At 65.3% G+C, this 19748-nt stretch carries 19 protein-coding genes; 8 read left to right on the forward strand and 11 right to left on the reverse strand.

What is annotated here, in order from left to right; genetic code table 11:
• Positions 1-7 precede the first annotated feature (7 nt).
• Positions 8-2113: a 3-hydroxyacyl-CoA dehydrogenase NAD-binding domain-containing protein gene (locus tag J6595_RS08500; RefSeq protein WP_209594026.1), complete on the forward strand. Its 2106-nt coding sequence runs from the start codon at positions 8-10 to the stop codon at positions 2111-2113.
• A gap of 47 nt (positions 2114-2160) precedes the next feature.
• On the opposite strand, the gene J6595_RS08505 is transcribed toward J6595_RS08500, so the two are convergent.
• A complete protein-coding gene (locus tag J6595_RS08505; RefSeq protein WP_209594027.1) occupies positions 2161-3003 on the reverse strand; it encodes a fumarylacetoacetate hydrolase family protein in 843 nt (280 codons plus the stop codon).
• Positions 3004-3226: 223 nt separating this feature from the next.
• Between J6595_RS08505 and J6595_RS08510 the strand changes: the two genes are divergently transcribed.
• Together J6595_RS08510 and J6595_RS08515 are read left to right on the forward strand one after the other, a co-directional pair.
• Positions 3227-5035: an acyl-CoA dehydrogenase family protein gene (locus J6595_RS08510; RefSeq protein WP_209594028.1), complete on the forward strand. Its 1809-nt coding sequence runs from the start codon at positions 3227-3229 to the stop codon at positions 5033-5035.
• Positions 5035-5772: a crotonase/enoyl-CoA hydratase family protein gene (locus J6595_RS08515; protein WP_209594029.1), complete on the forward strand. Its 738-nt coding sequence runs from the start codon at positions 5035-5037 to the stop codon at positions 5770-5772. Before J6595_RS08510 ends, J6595_RS08515 begins: the two co-directional genes overlap by 1 nt.
• Before the next feature lie 328 nt (positions 5773-6100).
• Here J6595_RS08515 and J6595_RS08520 read toward each other — a convergent pair whose 3' ends face one another.
• Positions 6101-7309: an aminotransferase class V-fold PLP-dependent enzyme gene (locus J6595_RS08520; RefSeq protein WP_209594030.1), complete on the reverse strand. Its 1209-nt coding sequence runs from the start codon at positions 7307-7309 to the stop codon at positions 6101-6103.
• Positions 7310-7554: 245 nt separating this feature from the next.
• Between J6595_RS08520 and J6595_RS08525 the strand changes: the two genes are divergently transcribed.
• Positions 7555-7935 carry a PH domain-containing protein gene (locus J6595_RS08525; protein ID WP_209594031.1) on the forward strand — a complete coding sequence of 127 codons (381 nt, stop codon included), beginning with the start codon at positions 7555-7557 and terminating at the stop codon, positions 7933-7935.
• A gap of 121 nt (positions 7936-8056) precedes the next feature.
• A complete protein-coding gene (locus J6595_RS08530) occupies positions 8057-8569 on the forward strand; it encodes a GNAT family N-acetyltransferase (protein ID WP_209594032.1) in 513 nt (170 codons plus the stop codon).
• 66 nt (positions 8570-8635) lie between these two features.
• On the opposite strand, the gene purD is transcribed toward J6595_RS08530, so the two are convergent.
• Complete coding sequence (gene purD, locus J6595_RS08535; protein WP_209594033.1) at positions 8636-9907, reverse strand: phosphoribosylamine--glycine ligase; 1272 nt, start codon at positions 9905-9907, stop codon at positions 8636-8638.
• Between the two features lie 167 nt (positions 9908-10074).
• On the opposite strand from purD, the gene ubiA reads away from it, so the two are divergent.
• The 3 genes from ubiA to J6595_RS08550 all read left to right on the forward strand — a co-directional run bounded on the left by ubiA (position 10075) and on the right by J6595_RS08550 (position 12869).
• The gene (gene ubiA / locus J6595_RS08540; RefSeq protein ID WP_209594034.1) at positions 10075-11082 is read left to right on the forward strand and encodes a 4-hydroxybenzoate octaprenyltransferase; all 1008 of its coding nucleotides are present in this window, start codon (positions 10075-10077) and stop codon (positions 11080-11082) included.
• 141 nt (positions 11083-11223) lie between these two features.
• On the forward strand, positions 11224-12042 hold the full coding sequence (locus tag J6595_RS22835) for a 4'-phosphopantetheinyl transferase family protein (protein WP_209594035.1): 819 nt from the start codon (positions 11224-11226) through the stop codon (positions 12040-12042).
• Positions 12039-12869: a metallophosphoesterase family protein gene (locus tag J6595_RS08550; RefSeq protein WP_209594036.1), complete on the forward strand. Its 831-nt coding sequence runs from the start codon at positions 12039-12041 to the stop codon at positions 12867-12869. The genes J6595_RS22835 and J6595_RS08550 overlap by 4 nt, the downstream gene beginning before the upstream one ends.
• A 354-nt stretch (positions 12870-13223) precedes the next feature.
• Here the strand turns inward: J6595_RS08550 and J6595_RS08555 are convergent, their stop codons facing one another.
• The 8 genes from J6595_RS08555 to J6595_RS08590 form a co-directional block, all read right to left on the reverse strand.
• Complete coding sequence (locus J6595_RS08555; protein ID WP_209594037.1) at positions 13224-13841, reverse strand: ribonuclease D; 618 nt, start codon at positions 13839-13841, stop codon at positions 13224-13226.
• Positions 13842-14040: 199 nt separating this feature from the next.
• Positions 14041-14598, reverse strand: a complete 558-nt coding sequence (locus tag J6595_RS08560) for a DUF992 domain-containing protein (RefSeq protein WP_209594038.1) — start codon at positions 14596-14598, stop codon at positions 14041-14043.
• 256 nt (positions 14599-14854) lie between these two features.
• Complete coding sequence (upp, locus tag J6595_RS08565; protein ID WP_209594039.1) at positions 14855-15484, reverse strand: uracil phosphoribosyltransferase; 630 nt, start codon at positions 15482-15484, stop codon at positions 14855-14857.
• 39 nt (positions 15485-15523) lie between these two features.
• Positions 15524-16579, reverse strand: a complete 1056-nt coding sequence (locus tag J6595_RS08570) for an adenosine deaminase (RefSeq protein ID WP_209594040.1) — start codon at positions 16577-16579, stop codon at positions 15524-15526.
• Positions 16576-17772, reverse strand: a complete 1197-nt coding sequence (locus tag J6595_RS08575) for a phosphopentomutase (protein WP_209594041.1) — start codon at positions 17770-17772, stop codon at positions 16576-16578. The genes J6595_RS08570 and J6595_RS08575 overlap by 4 nt, the downstream gene beginning before the upstream one ends.
• A gap of 96 nt (positions 17773-17868) precedes the next feature.
• A complete protein-coding gene (locus J6595_RS08580) occupies positions 17869-18459 on the reverse strand; it encodes a TadE/TadG family type IV pilus assembly protein (RefSeq protein WP_209594042.1) in 591 nt (196 codons plus the stop codon).
• The gene (locus J6595_RS08585; protein WP_209594043.1) at positions 18459-19067 is read right to left on the reverse strand and encodes a TadE/TadG family type IV pilus assembly protein; all 609 of its coding nucleotides are present in this window, start codon (positions 19065-19067) and stop codon (positions 18459-18461) included. The genes J6595_RS08580 and J6595_RS08585 overlap by 1 nt, the downstream gene beginning before the upstream one ends.
• Positions 19068-19274: 207 nt before the next feature.
• Positions 19275-19745 (reverse strand): pilus assembly protein N-terminal domain-containing protein, encoded by a 471-nt coding sequence (locus J6595_RS08590; RefSeq protein WP_209594044.1) that lies wholly within the window; start codon positions 19743-19745, stop codon positions 19275-19277.
• Positions 19746-19748 lie beyond the last annotated feature (3 nt).

Raw genomic sequence — 19748 nt, forward strand, 5'->3', positions numbered from 1 at the left:
GAACGACATGGGCAGGATGCTGAACGCTCTTTCCGAGCGCTCTCTCGAAATGGGACCGGCCAGGAACGCCGAGGCCAGCGGTCATTTCAAGGTCGCGACGGATCTCCACGGCGTCGTCTGGATGGTGCTCGACCGCACCGACAAGCGGGTCAACACGATCGACCGCCCGGTGCTCGAAGAACTCGCCACCCATATCGAGCGCTTCGAAAAGGAAAAGCCGGCGGCCGTCGTCATCCGCTCCGGCAAGAAGGCGGGCTTTGCCGCCGGCGCCGACATCAACCAGTTCGTCGGGGCCTCGACCGCCGAGATCAAGGCCGCGCTCGATCAGGGCCATCAGGTGCTCGACCGGCTGGCGGCGCTCCCCTGCCGGACCATCGCCGTGATCCACGGCCACTGCCTCGGAGCGGGGCTCGAACTGGCGCTGGCCTGCGACCGGCGCATCGCCGTCTCCGATGCCACGCTCGGTTTCCCCGAGGTGATGCTCGGCCTTCATCCGGGCCTTGGCGGCACCTTCCGTGCGCCGGCCGTCGCCGATCCGGTCGAGGCGATGACGATGATGCTGACCGGCCGCTCCATGCCGGCACGGCGGGCGAAGTCGGTCGGCCTCGTCGATGCCGTGGTCGAAGAGCGGCATGTCGAGGCGGCGGTCGAGGCCGCCTTCTACGGCGATTTGCGCCATAAACCGCAGTCGCTGCAGGGCAAGGCGATGGGCTTCAAGCCGGCGCGCCAGTTCGCCGCCCGGATGATGCGCAAGAAGACGGCGGAGAAGGCGAGCAAGGAACACTATCCCGCGCCCTTCAAGCTGATCGATCTGTGGGAAGCCCATGGCGGCGATCCCAAAGCCATGCAGCGCGCCGAGATCGACAGTTTCGCCGAGCTGATCGAGTCGGATACCTCGAAGAACCTCGTGCGCGTCTTCTTCCTGCGCGAGAAGATGAAGGGGCTGAAAGAAGGCTCCTCCGGGGTCAAGCATCTCCACGTCATCGGCGCTGGCGCCATGGGCGGCGACATCGCTGCCTGGGCGGCCGGGCAGGGCCTGCGCGTCACCCTCGGCGACATCAAGGTCGAGCCGATCGGCGGGGCGGTGGCCAAGGCGGCGAAGATGTTCAAGGCGGTTCTGAAGGACCCCTTGAAGGTTCGCGACGCGCTCGACCGGCTGATCCCGGACCCGGACGGGCTCGGCATCGCCCATGCCGATCTCGTCATCGAGGCGGCGCCGGAAAAGATCGAACTCAAGCACAAGATCTATGCCGAGATCGAGCCGCAGCTGAAGGAAGGCGCGCTGCTCGCCACCAATACCTCGGCCCTACCGCTCGCGGACCTTGCCGCCGGGCTGAAGGACCCGTCGCGTTTCGTCGGCCTGCACTTTTTCAACCCGGTCTCGCGCATGCAGCTCGTGGAGATCGTGCGCCACGACAAGATCGGCGCCGAGACCGAGCGCCGCGCGACGGCCTTCGCCGCCGAAATCTCGCGGCTTCCCGCCCCCGTCGCCTCGGCGCCGGGCTTCCTCGTCAACCGGGCGCTGACGCCGTATATGGCCGAAGCGCTGGTTCTGCTCGACGAAGGCATTCCGAAAGAGCGGATCGACCGGCGGGCGGAACAGTTCGGCATGCCGATGGGGCCGATCGAACTGACCGACCAGGTCGGGCTCGACATCGCCCTCGACGTCGCGACGTCGCTGAGGGAGCGCCTCGGCGAGGATACGCTGCCCGCCGCTCCGGAATGGCTGACGAAGATGGTCGAGGAGAAGCGGCTCGGGCGAAAGACCGGACGCGGGCTCTACGACTATGACGAGGACGGCAAGCCGAAGAAGATCTCGCCCGAAGCGCTGCCCGATGATTCCAAGGACGATGCCGACATGCTCGACCGACTGATCCTGCCGATGCTGAATGCCGTCGTCGCCTGCATCGACGAGGGCGTCATCACCGACGAGGAGATCACCGACGGGGCGATGATCTTCGGCACCGGCTTCGCGCCCTTCCGCGGCGGGCCGGTTCACTACGCCCGCCAGCGCGGCATTGACGAGATCGTCGGCCGGATGAAGGATCTCGCCGGCAAGCACGGGCCGCGTTTCGAGCCGCATCCCGGCTGGGAACGGCTCAAGGCGCGATGACGACGGTCCGTGCGAAACGGGGCACCGAGGCTCTCGCGGCCACTGCGTCAGATCGAGACGCAGAGATTGTCCTGTTCGCCGAGCCGTGTGCCGCCGAGGCGCACCCTGTCGCCGGGCTTCAGAAAGCGCGGCGGATCGTAGGAGAGGCCAACGCCGGCAAGCGTGCCGGTCAGGATGACGTCGCCGGGCTCGAGCCGCATGAAGCGCGAGATGTAGGAAACGAGATAGGGGATCTTGAAGATCATCTCTTCCAGAGAACCCACCTGCTGGCGTTCGCCATTGACCTCCAGCCACAGTTCGATCCGGTCGGGGTCGGGCAGCTCGTCGGGCGTGACGAGATAGGGGCCGAGCGGACAGAAGGTGTCGTGGGACTTGCCCTTGGTCCACTGGCCGCCGCGCTGAAGCTGGAAGTTGCGCTCGGTCACGTCGTTGGCGAGGCAGTAGCCGGCAACGGCCCGCTGGGCGTCCTCGACGCCGGCATATTTGGCGACGCGGCCGATGACCACCGCCAGCTCGACGCCCCAGTCGACGCGGGTGGCGAGCTTCGGCAGCTCGATCGGATCGGTCGGGCCACAGGCGGCGGTGGCCGATTTCAGAAACAGCGTCGGCTCGGGATTGACCCGGAAGCCGGCGAGCCTGGCGCTGTCGGAAAAGTTGGGGCCGACGCCGACGATCTTGCCGATCCGGTCCACCGGTTTGCACAGCCGCGTTCCGGCCGCGACCTTGGGCAATGTCGCCGGATCGATCGCGGCGAGAGCCGCGAGACGGTCGGGGTCGAGTTCCCTGCCGTCGAGCGATGTGACATGTTCGCTGAGGTCGCGAATGGTCCCCGCCTCGTCGACGAGACCCGGACGCTCCGCGCCGCGATCACCAAATCGAACAAGCCGCATCGATACCTCCCAGACACTCTGTCGCCGGAATGGCTGGAGGGCCCGCCGGGTTCCGTGTAGCCGCCTCTCCCCTTCGGTGGCCGGGAGGCGAATCACAGCCCGTCTCATACTGGGACGGGCGCCTTGCCGTCGATAACGGCGCAGGGCAGAAGCATAAATTATTCGAGAGGTGGCAAAGCCTGCGCCACGGCCGGCCGCCCCTCTTCAAGGAGGAGACGAGACAATGCCGCGACCACCGGTCAAGGACATCGCATTCACCTTAAGGCAGATCGCCGGCCTCGACGCGGCGATGGAGGAGGGATTGTTCCCCGATCTGGAGCCCGACCTCGTCGAGGCTGTGCTGGAGGAGGCCGCGAAGTTCGCCAGCGAGCGCATGGAGCCCATGGATGTCGTCGGCGATCGCCAGGGCGCGCGTTTCGACGACGGCGCGGTGACTATGCCCGAAGGCTGGCGCGAGCTTTACCGAGACTGGACCGCTGGCGGCTGGAACGCCATCGCCGGCCCGGCGGAATTCGGCGGCCAGGAACTCGGCACGGCGCTCGCCGCCGCCGTTTCCGAGATGTGGAACCACGCCTCGATGCCGTTTGCGCTCGGCCCGCTTCTGACCATCGGCGCGGTCGAAGCCCTCGACAAGCATGGTTCGGATGAACTCAAGCAGACCTATCTGGCAAAGCTCGTCTCCGGCGAATGGATGGGCACGATGAACCTCACCGAGCCGCAGGCGGGCTCGGACCTCGCCGCGCTCAGAAGCCGCGCCGAGCGGCGGGACGACGGCAGCTACCGCGTCTTCGGCCAGAAGATCTACATCACCTATGGCGAGCATGACCTCACCGACAACATCGTCCATCTGGTGCTGGCGCGGCTTCCCGACGCGCCGGCCGGCGTGAAGGGCATCTCGCTCTTTCTCGTGCCGAAGTTCCTGCCCGACGAGGAGGGCAATCCGGGCAAGCGCAACGACGTCGTCTGCCACTCGATCGAGCACAAGCTCGGCATCCATGCTTCGCCCACCTGCACCATGCTGTTCGGCGAGGGCACCGTGGACGGTGAGGAGCCTGGCGCGATCGGCTATCTCGTCGGCGAGGAAAATCGCGGCCTCGCCTGCATGTTCACGATGATGAACAACGCCCGGCTGATGGTCGGCATGGAGGGCGTCGGGCTCGCCGATGCGGCCTATGACCGGGCGCTCGCCTATGCGCGGGATCGCCAGCAGGGCAGGGCGACACGGCTCGCGCCGGATGCGGAGAAGTCCGGCGCGATGAGCCCGATCGTCGCCCATCCCGACATTGCCCGCACGCTCCTCACCATGAAGAGCCTCACCGACGCCTCGCGGGCGATCGCCTTTTCCTGCGCGATCGCCATCGATCGGGCCCGCGCTTATGGCAAAAGCGATCCGGACAAGGCGAAAGCCTGGCAGGAGCGTGCCAATCTCCTGACCCCCGTCGCCAAGGCATTTTCGACCGATGCCGCCTGCGATGTCGCCTCGATGGGCATCCAGGTCCATGGCGGGATGGGCTTCGTCGAGGAGACGGGTGCGGCACGGCTCCTGCGCAATGCCCGCATCACGCCGATCTACGAAGGCACCAACGGCATTCAGGGGATCGATCTCGTCGCCCGCAAGATCGGCCAGTCCGGCGGCGAGACGGCGGCCGCGCTGTTTGCCGAGTTCGACGAGACGCTGGCCGAACTTTCCCGCCGCAACACGCCGGAATTCGGCGAGACGGGCCGCTGCCTCGAGGCGGCCCTGGCCGATCTGAGGGCTGCGACGGATTATCTGCTCGAATGCCTGAAACACGGCGAGACCGACACCGCGCTCGCCGGCGCGACGCCCTATCTGAAACTCTTCGGGTTGACGGCGGGTGGCGTGTGGCTCGCCAAGGGCGCCCTTGCGGGGGACCATGCGGAGCGCGTGGCTCTCTGCCGCTTCTTTGCCGAAAACCTCGTTCCCGAAACGGCTGGTCTCAAACAGACGGTCGTGCGTGGCGCGGCAAGCCTGTCGGCCGCCCATGATCTTCTTCTTGCGGGAGCTGCGTGATGTCCGATCTGATTGAGACGGCCACGCAGGGTGGCGTCGCCACGATCCGCATGAACCGGGCGGACAAGAAGAACGCCATCAATCGCGAAATGTATGTCGCGATGAGCGAGGCGCTTACGGCGGCCTCCGGTGATGCTGAAACCCGGGCCGTCGTCGTCGCCGGCGCGCCGGGCGCCTTTTGCGCCGGCAACGACATCAAGGACTTCATGGCGATCGCCGAGGGCGGCTCGCTGCCGGCCGAGACACGGGACTTTCTCCATCTCGTCGCCGGCTTCGACAAGCCGCTCGTTGCGGCCGTCGACGGCCTTGCGATCGGCATCGGCACGACGCTGCTGATGCATTGCGATCTCGCCTTCGCCAGCCCCCGATCGCTGTTCAGGACGCCGTTCCTCGACCTCGGCGTGACGCCTGAGGCGGGCTCCAGCCTGATCGCACCGCGCATGATGGGCGACCAGCGGGCCTTTGCGCTTCTGGTGCTGGGCGAGGGCTTCGACGCCGAGGCCGCGCGGGTGGCAGGGCTCGTCTACAAGGTGGTGGAGAACCCCGAAGCCGAGGCGGCGACGGCTGCCGCCGCGCTGGCGAAAAAGCCGCCCGAGGCGCTGCGGATCGCCCGCGACCTGTTGCGCGGTCGCCGCGCCGACGTGCTTTTGCGGATGGACGAGGAGATCGAGATCTTCTCCAAACGCCTGCGGTCCGCCGAGGCGAGGGCGGCTTTTGCAGCGTTCCTCAATCGCTAGGCAGCGCTATCGTCCTCTGGGGGTGGCCTGAACGTCTCTTCCGGGCGGCGTTGGTGGAACCATGCTTCGTCGCATAGGCCCGTCACGCCGGCGTGCAGAATGGTCATGAGCATCAAAGCTTCGTCATCCCGGCCTTGAGCCGGGATCCATTCCAAATCATCGACGCTGCTATGGCGTCGCATTGCCAATAGATCGATTCTTCTGCGTCGAAGAGGATCGTTTGGCCGCAGAGGAAAGGCTCCCGGCTTAAGGCCGGGATGACGAGATCTCGATGCCTGCCCTCGCTCCGCCGCGTCGGCGCCGCGGAAGAGCCTTTTCTGAGGCCAGCCTATTCCGCCGCGGCGCGCTCAGACCCGGTGTTGGCGTGCGCCTCCCGGTAATAGGCGTGGGCTGCGGCGACGCCGGCCCCGGGCGTGATCTTCGCCCCGGCATCGGCGAGCGAGATTTCCGCCGAGGCGAGCGCTGCGAGACACATCACCTCGTTGAGATCGCCGAGATGGCCGATCCGAAACACCTTCCCGTTGAGCTTCGCCAGACCGCCGCCGAAGGAGGTGTTGTAGCGCTCATAGGCGATCTTCATCACCCGGTTGGCATCGACGCCTTCGGGCACGTAGATCGCCGACACCGTGTCCGAATACCATTCGGGCCCTGCCGCCACGAGTTTCAGCCCGAGGCCTTCCACCCCGCGCCTGACGCCCTCGGCGAGGCGATGATGCCGGGCGAAGACGTTTTCGAGACCTTCCTCGAACAGCATGTCGAGCGAGGCCCTGAGGCCATGGAAGAACTGCGTCGGCGGTGTGTAGGGGAAATAGCCTTGATCGTTCAGCGTGATCTGGTCGGCGAAGATGAAATAGCTGCGCGGCATCTTCGGCCGGTTGTCCTTATTGGCGGCGAGGGCCTTTTCCGAAACCGAGAGAAACGACAGGCCGGCCGGCAGCATGAAGCCCTTCTGCGAGCCCGCAACCGCCAGATCGACGCCCCATTCGTCCTGGCGAAAATCGATCGAGGCGATGGAGGAGACGCCGTCGACGAAGAGCAGCGCGGGATGCGAATGGGCGTCGAGTAGCTTGCGCACCCCGGCAATGTCGGAGGTGACGCCCGTCGCGGTTTCGTTATGGGTGACGAAGACGGCGCGAATGTCGTGGGCCTTGTCGGCGGCGATCGCCTGCTCGTAGGCGTCGAGCGGAACGCCCTTGCCCCATTCGACTTCGATGAGGTTGACTTCGAGGCCGAGCCGCTCGGCCATCTCGACCCACAGATGCGAGAACTGGCCGAAGCGCGCCATCAGCACCTTGTCGCCGGGCGCAAGCGTGTTCTGGATCGCCGCTTCCCAGGCGCCCGTGCCCGAAGAGGGGAACATGAAGACGCGGCCCGTCTCGTTCTTGAACGCCGTCTTGAGATCTTTAAAGAGGCCCAGCGTCAGCGCCGGCAGGTCCGGTGAGCGCTGATCCTCCATCGGAACGTTCATCGCGCGCCGGACGCGGTCCGGCACGTTGGTGGGGCCTGGAATGAAAAGCTGCGTGATGCCGTGTTTCATATCGTCCTCCCGAAAGCGCTTTCGCCAGGCGAGCGCACAAGCAGGGCGCCATCGGCGCCCAGTTTTTGAAACGACAGTACCCACACGAGCGATGTAACGGGAACTTTCAATTTCTGATCAAGGGAGAAAGTTTATTTTACCGGCATGCGGACATCCGGGCTTTTCTGCCTTATCTGCCGGCGAGAGACACCGCCCGCGGCGGGGGATCGAACATCCTTTTTCTAGCAACGGAGGCCCGAGCGGCGATGGGACTTCTTTCTGGCCTGATGGGCCTCACCAGCGACGTCGATGTGGAACAGGTCCGCGCGGAGCTGGGGCCGATCATGATCGACGGCGAGGAGATCGTTCTCGCCTTCATGGTGGTGCGGGACATTCTCGTCTTCACCGATCTCCGGCTGATCATCGTCGACAAGCAGGGCGTCACCGGCCGCAAGCGCACGATCCAGTCGATCCCCTACCGTGCCATCACGACCTTCTCGATCGAGACGGCCGGTACCTTCGACACCGATTCCGAGATGACCATCTGGATGAGCGGCCAGCCGCCTCTGCATCGCGAGCTCTCCAGGCGCTCGAACATTGCCGGCATTCAGAAAGCCCTGGCGGAAGGTGTCCTCGGCCGGCGATGACGCAGGAGAGGACAGCTCGGATCTCGGTGCCGGCGATCTCCGGTTCACGGATAATTCACTGTCGGTGAAAAAAAGTTTCAAGATTGATGGATCGAATTCATCGCCAGCGTGTTAAGCGGCGATGCCGACGATCATGACCGCCATCCGTTTTGCCGAACCGAAAGACGCTCTGGCTCTCGCCAGCGTCCATGAAGCGGCTTGGCGCGGAGCCTATGCCGGCATCATTCCGCACGAATGCCTGAATGCCATGGTGCAACGCCGGCAATCGGACTGGTGGCAGCGCGCCATACGGGGCGGAGCCGCGATCCTCGTCGCCGATTACTGCGGCGAGACAGTCGGCTACGCGACCATGGGGCGCAACCGGACCGACGCGCTCGCCGTCTCCGGCGAGATCTACGAACTCTATCTCAAGCCGTCCTATCAGGGCGTCGGTTTTGGCCGGCGCCTTTTTTCCGCCTCGCAGACACTCTTGCGCGAGCGCGGGCTGTCGAGCCATGCGGTCTGGGCGCTTTGCGAGAACTCGCTCGCCACCGGCTTCTACGAGCATCTGTGCGGCACGCCGCTGGCCGAGGGCGAGGAGTGCTTTGCGGGGACGAAACTGCGCAAGATCGCCTATGGCTGGCACGTCAAATAGTATCAGCCGCCAGGCGGACGCGGCGAACGCCATCGCCCGGCGGGGATCTGCGAAGGGCAGACCGGTTCAGCTGTCCTCGATCATGATGGCGCGATGGCCGATGTCGGTGCGGAAGAAGCCTTTCTCCCATTGGACCTTTTCGACCGCGTCATAGGCGCGTGAGGCCGCTTCGCGGACCGTCCTGCCGCGCGCCGTGACGTTGAGGACGCGGCCACCGGTGGCGAGCAGGCGACCGCCGTCCCGGCTGGTTCCCGCGTGGAAGATCTGCGTCGTCGCGTCGTTCTCCGGCAGCCGGGAGATTTCCGTGCCCTTGTCGTAAGCGCCCGGATAGCCGTCCGCCGCCATCACCACCGTCAGCGCGCGATCGCCCGACCATTCGACCGCGATGCCCGACAGATCGCCCTTTGCCGCCGCAAGAAAGATCGGCAGCGGGTCGCTTTCGAGCCGCATCATCAGCACCTGGGCCTCGGGATCGCCGAAGCGGACGTTGTATTCGATCAGCTTCGGCCCGGTCTCGGTCAGCATCAGCCCCGCATAAAGGACGCCGCAGAAGGGCGCGCCGATTTCGGCCATGCCTTTCAGGGTCGGTTCGATGATCTCGCTGATCACCCGTTCGACCATCCGGTCGTTGAGGGCGAGTGCCGGCGAATAGGCGCCCATGCCGCCGGTGTTGGGGCCCCGGTCCCGGTCGAAGGCGCGCTTGTGATCCTGCGCCGTGCCGAAGACCAGCGCGCGGGTTCCGTCGCAAAGGCAGAAGAGGCTGGCTTCTTCGCCCTCCAGAAATTCTTCCACGACGATCTCGGCGCCCGGGCCGCCGAAATCGCCCTCGAAACAGCCATCGATCGCCGCTTCCGCCTCGGCGCGGCTCGCCGCGATGGTGACGCCCTTTCCGGCCGCCAGCCCGTCGGCCTTGATGACCATGGGGTAGCCGCTCTCGTCGAGATGGGCCTTGGCCGCCGCAACGTCGGAAAAGCGCTTGTAGCGGGCCGTCGGAATGTCGTGGCGCGAGCACAGGTCCTTGGTGAAGCCCTTGGAGCCCTCGAGCCGCGCTGCGGCGGCCGACGGGCCGAAGACGCAGATCCCGGCGTCGTTCAGGCTGTCGGCGAGCCCGTCCACCAGCGGGGCTTCCGGTCCGACGACCACGAGATCGACGGATTTCTCGCGGCAGAAATCGCGGACGGCGTCGTGATCGAGGAGGTCGAGCGGCACGAGCTCGGCGCATTCGCCGATGCCGGGATTGCCGGGCGCGGCATAAAGGCGGTCCAGCATCGGCGATTGGGCGATCTTCCAGGCCAGAGCGTGCTCGCGGCCGCCCGCACCGATCAAAAGGACATTCATTCGCGTTCCCTTGCGCGCCGCGCCTTCGGCAGCTTTCGTCGTCGCAGAGGCGATAGGCGGCACGACCGGGGCAGGTCAAGCGCGACGAACGGACGAAAACGTGGCAAAACCTCGATCGCGACGAGATTTTCACTTGACTGCAGCATCGATGCACTGACTCTGTCACCATGGCGAATCCCAAATCCAGCCTGGCTGAACCTTCCGATCGGGTCTCCGATGCGCCGGTCTACAACTGGGTCTACCGTATGCTGCCAAAGGCCATCTGGCCCTATGCGCAGCTGGCGCGGTGGGACCGGCCGATCGGCTGGCAGCTTCTCTTGTGGCCGTGCTGGTGGTCCGCGGCGCTGGCGCCCCAAGCGGTCGCGCCGAGCGCGGTGCATACCGGGCTGCCGAGCTTGTGGCATCTCGCTTTGTTTCTCCTTGGTGCTATCGCCATGCGCGGCGCCGGCTGCACCTACAACGATCTCGTCGACCACGAGATCGACGACAAGGTGGCGCGCACGCGTTCGCGCCCGCTGCCGTCGGGGCGGGTCAGCCGCCGCCAGGCCAAGATCTTTCTCGTACTGCAGGCGCTCTTCGGCTTCCTGGTGCTGATCCAGTTCAATGTCTTCGCCGTCTTTCTCGGGATCCTGTCGCTCGCGACGGTCGCGATCTATCCGTTCCTGAAGCGCGTCACCGACTGGCCGCAGCTCGGCCTCGGCCTTGCCTTTTCCTGGGGGGCGCTGATGGGCTGGGCCGGGCATTGGGGATCGTTGTCGCTGGCACCGCTCCTGCTTTATGCCGGCTCGATCCTGTGGACGATCGGCTATGACACGATCTACGCCCATCAGGACAAGGAGGACGACGCCCTCGTCGGCGTGCGCTCGACGGCGAGGCTGTTCGGTCGCCACACGCGGCTTGCGCTCGCGGTCCTTTATCTCGGCACGATCGCCCTGTTCCTGGCCGCCTTCGCGACGTCCGGCATCGGGCCGGCCGGCGGACCGTCCTGGCCGGCCTATGCCGCGCTCGCCGTCGGTGCCGTCCAGATGATCTGGCAGCTGACGAGCCTCGACATCGACGATCCCGACCAGTGCCTCGTCCTGTTCAAGTCGAACACCGTGTTCGGCTGGATCATTTTCTTCGGACTTGTCTTCTCGGCCTTGTGGTCGTTGTCGGTTCCGGTCGCCGTTGGCTGATCGCCCGGCGCATCCCCAAATGAAGTGTGCCCGCGGGCGCTCTTGATGATCGCGGCCCGGCCGCCGCGTTGCGGCATTTCCTCATCGAGGCCTGCGCCGGTCCGTCCCCGGCGGCTTTGAAACTCCAGTCGTGATCCTTCCGTGATTTCTTCGTCCTCGATCGATATCCACATAGCCGATCCGGCCGTTGCCGTGGGAGCTGCGGCGGACAATTGGCTCGCGCTTCTCGACCCGGCCGAGCGGGCGCGCTGCGACCGGTTCAAGGTCGAGGGCGCCAGGCGGGAATATCTCACGGGTCGCGCGCTCGTGCGCTCCACCCTGTCGCGCTACGCGGCCATTGCCCCGGCGGATTGGCGCTTCGAAGCCAACCAGTACGGCCGACCGGCGATCGCGCCGGAGCAGGCGGCAAAGGCGCCGGGGCTCGTCTTCAACCTGTCGCATACGCGCGGCCTCGTGGCGCTCGCCGTCGGCCGAGATTGTGAGCTCGGGCTCGATATCGAGTGGATCGATCGCCAAAGCCGTCTCGCCGAACTTTGCACCCGCTACTTCGCCCCCGACGAAACCGCCCATGTGCGGGCGGCCGAAGGCGAGGAGCTGACCGAACGATTCTTTGCCTTCTGGACGCTGGGAGAGGCCTATATCAAGGCACGCGGCATGGGGCTCGCCCTGCCGCTGGACGGCTTTGCCTACGACATCACCCATGAGCCGCCGACCATCCGTTTCGAGCCGAGCTGCCCGGACGATCCGGCACGCTGGCGGTTTCTGAGACGGCCGGTCGGAGACCGCCACAGGCTGGCTCTGGCAGTCGCGTCGCTCGAGCCGGATATTCGCGTGCGCTTCCAGTGGGCCGAAGCGCTGATGCGCGGCGACGAGGGCGATCGCGGCGTGAAGGACAGAGCCGGCATTCGCATTCCGGGCGAGGTCGTGCTGCTGCGCGGCGAGGGGCGGCACGCCTCGTGAGACTTTTCGCCGTCGCAGATCTTCATCTCGGCTTTGCCGCCAATCGTGACGCTCTGGCCGAAATCAAGCCTCGGCCCGATGACTGGCTGATCCTTGCCGGCGATGTCGGCGAAACCATCCGCCACATGCGCCTTGCCTTCGATGCGCTGTCGCCGAAATTCAGGCGGCTGGTCTGGGTGCCTGGCAATCACGAGCTCTGGGCCGTCGCGGGACGCGACGACGAGCCCGGCAAGCCGGCTCTTCGGGGCGAGGAGCGGTATCTCGCATTCGTCGATCTGTGCCGCGAATACGGCGTCTTGACGCCTGAGGACGACTATCCGCTGATCGACGTCGAGGGCACGATGGCGCGGCTCGTGCCGATGTTCCTGCTCTACGACTATACGTTTCGCCCGCCCGGCATCGCCGACGCGGATGCTCTCGCCTGGGCGCGGGAGGGCGGTGTGCGCTGCGCCGACGAGCAGTTCCTGTCACCGCATCCCCATGCAAGCCGCGCCGCATGGTGTCGCTCGCTCTGCGAGGCGACGGAGGCGCGGCTTCTCGGCCTCGGCGAGGAGGAGGCGCCGCGCATTCTCGTCAATCACTGGCCGCTGCGCGAGGAACTGGCGAAGCCGCCGCGGATCCCGCGCTTTTCGCTCTGGTGCGGAACCCGCAAGACGGAGGACTGGCACAGGCGGTACAATGCGGCCGCCGTCGTTTCCGGTCATCTGCACATGCCGTCGAGCCGGGTGATCGACGGCGTTCGCTTCGAGGAAGTCTCTTTCGGCTATCCGAAGCAGTGGCAGGGGCGAAGGGCGCCGGACGACGCCCTGCGCCGGATCGTTGTGTGAGCCGTCAAATCCGGCTCGGAAGGCCCATATTGTCGCCCGAAGCGTCAAGCGCGGGCCGGCACTGTCCCGGCGTCGGTCAGGCGACGAGATGCAGGAAACCGACCGTCAGGAACAGGGCGGCGGAGATGAGGCCGGTGACGGCGACCGTCTGGGCGAATTCGTGGCGGAGGAGCTTGGTGATCATGGCGCGGGTCTCGTGGATGGCGTGAGCGTTCGGCCACGCATGTGGCTGTTTCGAACGCGCGACGGCATCCGGTTTGCGACACGCCGTGACGCAACCCGCACATTCGTCAGCTTCGGTCAATTTTTCGCAAAGATCGGCGGGCGAAGCCGCTAGCCGGATTGCCCCGACGCTCAGGCCGAATGGGAGAAAATGTCCTCGTCCTCCCAACCGGCGAGGTCGAGCTTCACCCTCGTTGGCAGGAAGCCGAAGCAGGCCTTGGCGATCTCCATGCGCTCCTCGCGCTCGAGCCGCTTGTAGAGGACGCCCATGATGTCGTGGAGATGCAGCACGTCCGAGGCGGCATATTCGATCTGGGCCTGCGACAGCGTCTCGGCGGCCCAGTCGGAGGACTGCTGCTGCTTGGAGATGTCGACGCCGATGAGTTCGCGGGCGAGATCCTTGAGCCCGTGCCGGTCGGTATAGGTACGCGTCAGCCGCGAGGCGATCTTGGTGCAGAAGATCGTCTGCGTCATCACGCCGAAGGCATGATAGAGCGCGGCGACATCGAAGCGGGCGTAATGGAAGATCTTGGTCTTGGCAGGATCTTTCAGAAGCGCCGCGATATTGGGCGCCTCGCTCTGCCCCTTGGCGATCTGGACGATGTCCGCCGTGCCGTCGCCGGGCGAGAGCTGGACGACGCAAAGCCTGTCCCGCCGCGTATCGAGGCCGAGCGTTTCGGTGTCGATGGCCACGGGCCCGTTGTAGCGCGAGAGATCGGGAAGGTCGCCCTTGTGCACGCGGATGGTCATGATCTGCCTTTGTTTCGATTCGCGGATTTTGACAAATCGATAGCGGATTTCCGGAGAAAGCCCAAAACCGCCGTCGCAAGAGGCATAGGCCCGGCGGCGCTCAAAGCTTGCGGAATGCAAGAAGGGCAGCGCTGGTGACGCTGCCCTCCCATCTGCCTTTCACCGGGACGCTGGTCCGGTGAAGCCGAAAGTCGAACCCTCAGTCCGGGCGAACCTCGCCATTTCCGACGGGCTGCGCGGGGACGACGGCGGGAGCCGGCGCGGCCGGCACGGCGGCGGCTGGCTGCAACGTGAGCTTGGCGACGCCGACGGCGGCGTTGATGCCCTCCTGCGCCGTGACGCTCAGAGGCTGCAGGGAGAAGCTGTCATTGGCGCCGCCGACGAGGACATTGGCCCCGCCACCGACGATCGCCGACGCATCGGCCGTCGCGCCGACAAAGGTGCCCGCGAGCGCGCCGTTGCGATAGGCGTTGCCGTCCTCGGTCACCACCGCCCATGTCATGACGGTGCGGCCCGTGACACCGACATCCAGACCGAAGGTGTTCAATGTGCCCGTATAGACCTCGCGCGGGCCGCCACCGGCGGGGGTGAACTCGCAGACGAGATCGTCAGACGAGCCGATGATGAAGCCGGTCGATCCCTTGCTGTGGCACCCGAGGGTGCCGGCCTTCAAAGCGGCGGAGGCAGGCATGGCGAAAAGGGGGAGCGACAGCGCGGTTGCAGTGGCGAGTGCGAGTGCCGTGTGGTGGAATTTCATGGGAATTGACCTCAGTTCAGCGTTTGTCCGCTTTGGGTGGGGCAAACCGTCGAACCTCGTCGCATGTTCCATCTTCTGACGCGGGGGAAGACGGTTTTTTTACCCCTGTCTGCCCCTCCGCCCGACTTTTTCAGGTCGGAACCGTCCCGTTGAAAAGGCCGCCTTTCAACGCCAGCCGGAGCAGGAAGGCGCCCGCAAGACCGGCGTCGAGCGCTCCACGCCCGAGCGAAGCCTGGGCGCTTTTGTCGCGATCGGCCTATTTGGTGCCGTACATCCGGTCGCCGGCGTCGCCGAGGCCGGGGACGATGTAGCCCTTCTCGTTGAGATGGCTGTCGATCGAGGCGGTGAAGACGGGGACGTCCGGATGCGCCGCCTTGAACCGCTCGATGCCCTCGGGCGCGGCGAGAAGGCACAGGAAGCGAATGTTGCGGGCCCCGCGCTCCTTCAGCTTCTCGATCGCCGAAATGGCGGAATTGGCCGTGGCCAGCATCGGATCGACGACGATGACCAGCCGGTCAGCAAGGTCTTCCGGCGCCTTGAAGTAATACTCGACGGGCTGCAGCGTCTCGTGGTCGCGATAGATGCCGACATGAGCGACGCGCGCGGCCGGCACGAGATCGAGCATGCCCTCAAGAAGCCCGTTTCCTGCCCGCAGGATCGAGGCGAAGACCAGCTTCTTGCCTTCCAGAACCGGCGAATCGATCGTCGTCAGCGGTGTCTCGATCTGAACCGTGGTGAGGTCGAGATTGCGCGTGACCTCGTAGCACAGCAGCGTCGAGATCTCCCGCAACAGCCGCCTGAAGCTCGCCGTCGACGTCTCCTTGTTGCGCATGATCGTCAGCTTGTGCTGGACCAGCGGGTGATCGATGACGGTAACGCCTTCCATGGTGACTCTCTCTCGCTTCGTGTTTCGCGTATTCCCGGTCTAGTCGGATGCGGCCGGCGCGCCAAGCGAAAGCGCGGCGATCTGAAACCGGTCGATGAGCGCGCGCCGGACGTCCTCTTCCACGAAGGCCGCTTCCAGAGCGGTGCGGGTGAGGGCGATCCGTTCGGCTTCGCCGAGGCCGTTCTGCGCCGCCAACCGGTATTCGCGGGAAAGATCGGTGTGGAAAAAAGGCGGATCGTCCGAGCTGACAGTCGCCCTGACGCCTGCATCGACCAATTGCTTCAGCGGATGGGCCTTGATGTCGTCATAGATGCCGAGCGCGAGATTCGAGCCGGGGCAGACTTCCAGCACGATGCCTTTCTCGACGATTTCGCTGACAAGACCCGCGTCCTCGATCGCACGTACGCCGTGGCCGATGCGGGCGGGCCTGAACGATTCGATCGCCGCGCGCACGCTTTGTGGCCCGCAGAGTTCTCCCGCGTGGGCGGTCAGGCCGAGGCCGGCGTCACGGGCGATGTCGAAGGCCCTTTCAAAATCGCGCGGCTCGCCGACGCGCTCGTCGCCGGCCAGATTGAATCCGGTGATCAGCGGCCGTCCGGGCTCGGCGGCAAATCGCGCGGCCATTTCCACGGCGTCGGGGCCTAGATGGCGGACACCGACGACGACCATGCGGGCCTCGATCCGCGTCTCCCCTCTGGCCCGCTCGATACCCGCCGCAAGGCCGCGGGCGTAGATCGCCGGCTCGATGCCGCTTGCCCGTGCATGGTCCGGCGAGATGAAGATCTCGGCATAGATCGCACCCTGTGCGGCGAGACCAGACAGGTGGGAATGGGCGAGATCGGCGAAGTCTTCCTCGCTCTTGAAGACGCTGGCGGCAAGGTCGTAGGCGGCGAGAAAGCCCGAAAAGCCCTGCCAGACATAGGCCCCGTCGGCGATGATCGGCGAGACGTCGATCCCGTGCCGCGCGGCGAGCCGTTCCACGAGGGGCGGCGGTGCCGCACCCTCGATATGACAGTGAAGCTCGGCGAGCGGAAAGCGCGTTCCGGCTGATCCGCGGAGCCCGGCCGATCCGCGGGGGGCGACGGCCGCGCTCACAGGAAGCTCCTGCCGTATTCGCCGGTAGCGAGCCCGAGATGGGTCGCGACGCTGGCGCCGATGTCGGCGAAACTCTCGCGCCGGCCAATCGGCTTGGGCTCGATGCCCGGGCCATAGGCGAGAACCGGAACGATCTCGCGGGTATGGTCCGTGCCCCGGAAGGTCGGGTCGCAGCCGTGATCGGCGGTGACGATGGCGAGGTCGCCAGGCTTCATCTCGCCGTCCAGCTCTGAAAGCCTTGCGTCGAAGGCCTCGAGCGCCGCGGCATAGCCGGCGACGTCCCGGCGATGGCCGTAGATCATGTCGAAATCGACGAAATTAGCAAAGACGAGATCGCCGTCATTCGCCTCGCGAACCGCTTCGAGCATGCGGTCGAACAGCGCCATGTTGCCGTCGCCCTTGAGCGTCCGGGTGATGCCGCGATGGGCGAAGATGTCGGCGATCTTGCCGATCGCATGGACGTTGCGGCCGGCCGCGACGGCCCGGTCGAGGAGCGTTTGTCCCGGCGGCGGCACCGAATAATCGCGGCGATTGGCGGTGCGTGTGAAGTCTTGCGCCGTTTCTCCGAGGAAGGGCCGCGCGATCACCCGGCCGATATTGAGCGGATCGACGTGCTTTCGCGCGGCGGCGCAAAGCCCGTAGAGCCGTTCCAGGCCGAAATGCGTCTCATGGGCGGCAATCTGCAGGACGCTGTCTGACGAGGTGTAGAAGATCGGCTTGCCGCTCGAAATGCTCTCCTCGCCGAGCTCCGCGATGATCTGCGTCCCGGATGCGTGCCTGTCGCCGAGAATGCCGGGAATTTGCGTATCGTCGCAGATCTGCTGGATCAGCTGGGCCGGAAAGGCCGGGACGGTCTGCGGAAAATAGCCCCAGTCGAACAGCACCGGAACGCCGGCGATTTCCCAATGGCCGGACGGCGTGTCCTTGCCATGCGAGATCTCGCGGGCCGAGCCCCAGATGGCCTCGGGGCGCTTGGCGGAATTGCCGAGGCCCGCCGCAGCAAAGAGGCCGAGCCGCTCGAGATTGGGCAGATCGAGCGGCCCCGTCCGAAGGCCCTCGCCGTCGGCCGCACCGGCGCTCGCAGCCGCAAGGATGTGGCCGAAGGTGTTCGACCCTTCGTCGCCGAAAGCCTGCGCGTCGGGCGCGGCTCCGATGCCGAATGAGTCCAGCACCATGATGATTGCCCGCGCCATGTCCGCCTCCTGCCTGCAAGAAAAGAGCGGTCGCCGGCTCGCTGAAGACCGCCACATTTGAAGATGTGGACCCGGCAGCGGAGTTTGACAGGCGTATCAGCAGGTGGAGCAGGCGACTTTATCGCTGAGACGCGGCGCGTGATAGCTCTTTTCCCCCATCACGATCGGACCGACGAGGCCGAAACCGCCCAGCGTATCGTAGGAATAGTAGGCTTCCGTCACGATCAGATAGACATCTTTTTCGTCCGCAAATTCGCTCGGCAGCGTGTAGGTCTGGCCCTTGGTGAGCGCTGTGGTGCCGACAAGGGTGTTGTGGGATACGGTCCAATCGACCGTCGCCTTGCCATCGTCGTCGATCTTCACCTGCGTGATGCGCAGGAACACGTTCGAGGCGTTGTAGGGCTGCATCAGCGACGCGGTGACGTCGAAGAGTGAATCGAGCTGGCTCGGTGTTGTCGCTTCGACCTGCCCGACGAGATCGCCGATCGTGTCGGCCGCATTGTGGATCTTGCGGTTGATCGAAACCGCGATCGCCGTATCGGAGCCGGCCATGTAGACGATGGCCATGAACGGGAAGACGAGCGCGAACTCGACGGCTGCGGAGCCGCGCAGATTGCCCTTGAACCGGCCAAAGGCCAGCGACAGGTCGCTCATGAGGTGGCGAAGACGTTCGATCCAGCCGTTCATCAGTAAGGCTCCGTCATGAAAGCGGCGCTGCCGACGATGACGAAGGAATGGTCGTTCATTCCGGTCGCAAGTTCGCGGAGGACGTCCAGGTAGAGCGGCCATTTGTAATAGGCTTTCAAGGCCGCGATGGTCTCGCCGGAGGGCTTGGTGAAACTGAAGCCGCTGCTGTCGAGATCCCCGTCCTTGATGGGGACACTGGTCGGCACGAGACCGAAGGAGCTGTAGCTCTTGAGATCGACCTCGAGCTTCGAGCAGTCGAACATGAAGTCGACCTCGTCGCAGAGCTTCTGCTCGAATTCGGCCTGCGTGAGATCGGCGCTGGTGATCTGGCCGGTCCGCACTTCGCGTCCGATCTTGGCCACGGCCCGATCCATGACGAGTTCGGCGACGAAGATCGTCGCGGTCTCGATCAGCACCGTCATGAGAAGGAAGAAGGGAAGGGCGAGCATGGCGAATTCGATCGCGACGGCGCCATCCCGGTTGCGGATGAACGATGCCTTGCCGCTCGGCTTCGTCTGGCGCGCAATCTTGTGAGCCCGATCGCCGTCTTCACGCTGCCGCGCTTCGGTGGATTTCAAAACGGGGGTCGATCTGAATAATGTGAGCATCTGACTTTCCAAAAAATCGATGCCGAGTTCCGCTGATGGATCAAAGCGGCCGTTGTCCAGTCTGGTGCCGCGCCGGCATGAAAGCAGCAGCGCAGATTTTCCCTGGCAACACTTAGAGATTGGTTACGTCACGTCGGAAAATCGCTCTGACGTCGAGGCGATGTCTTAAGGGAACCCATGAAGATGTCGATGCGGATGTCGGCGCGCTCAGCGGCTCTGAGCGGCCTGATCGATGATGTTCTGGCGCTGGGTCTGCTGCTGGGCCGCAGAACTGAAGTTCTCCATATTGTCGCCGATGGTGATGGTGGGCACGCATTTTGGCGTACAGGCGTAGGTCGACCGGCTGGCCTGGCGGTAGACGCGCACGGTGTTGGCCTCGAAGCTCTGGACCGAAACCTCCTCGTCGATGAAGGGTTTTCCGTCCTCGCCGAGGATCACCATGTTGGTGATCCCGCTGCTCTTGCCGGTCAAGACGAGCCGGTTCGAGGAAAGGACCTGAACGTCGACGATCGCCGGATTGCCCACGATGACGGTGGAGGCGGCCTTGTCGAGTTCGATCACCTTGGCCTGATCCATTTCGACATTGATCAGCGGTCCGGCCGCCAGCGCTGGCACTGACGCAAGGCTGAAGATCAGGACGTTGGAGATCAGGGCGGCAAGGGCCGGGCGCAATACCATGGG

The sequence above is a fragment of the Jiella mangrovi genome, assembly GCF_017815135.1.
Lineage (GTDB): Bacteria > Pseudomonadota > Alphaproteobacteria > Rhizobiales > Rhizobiaceae > Jiella > Jiella mangrovi.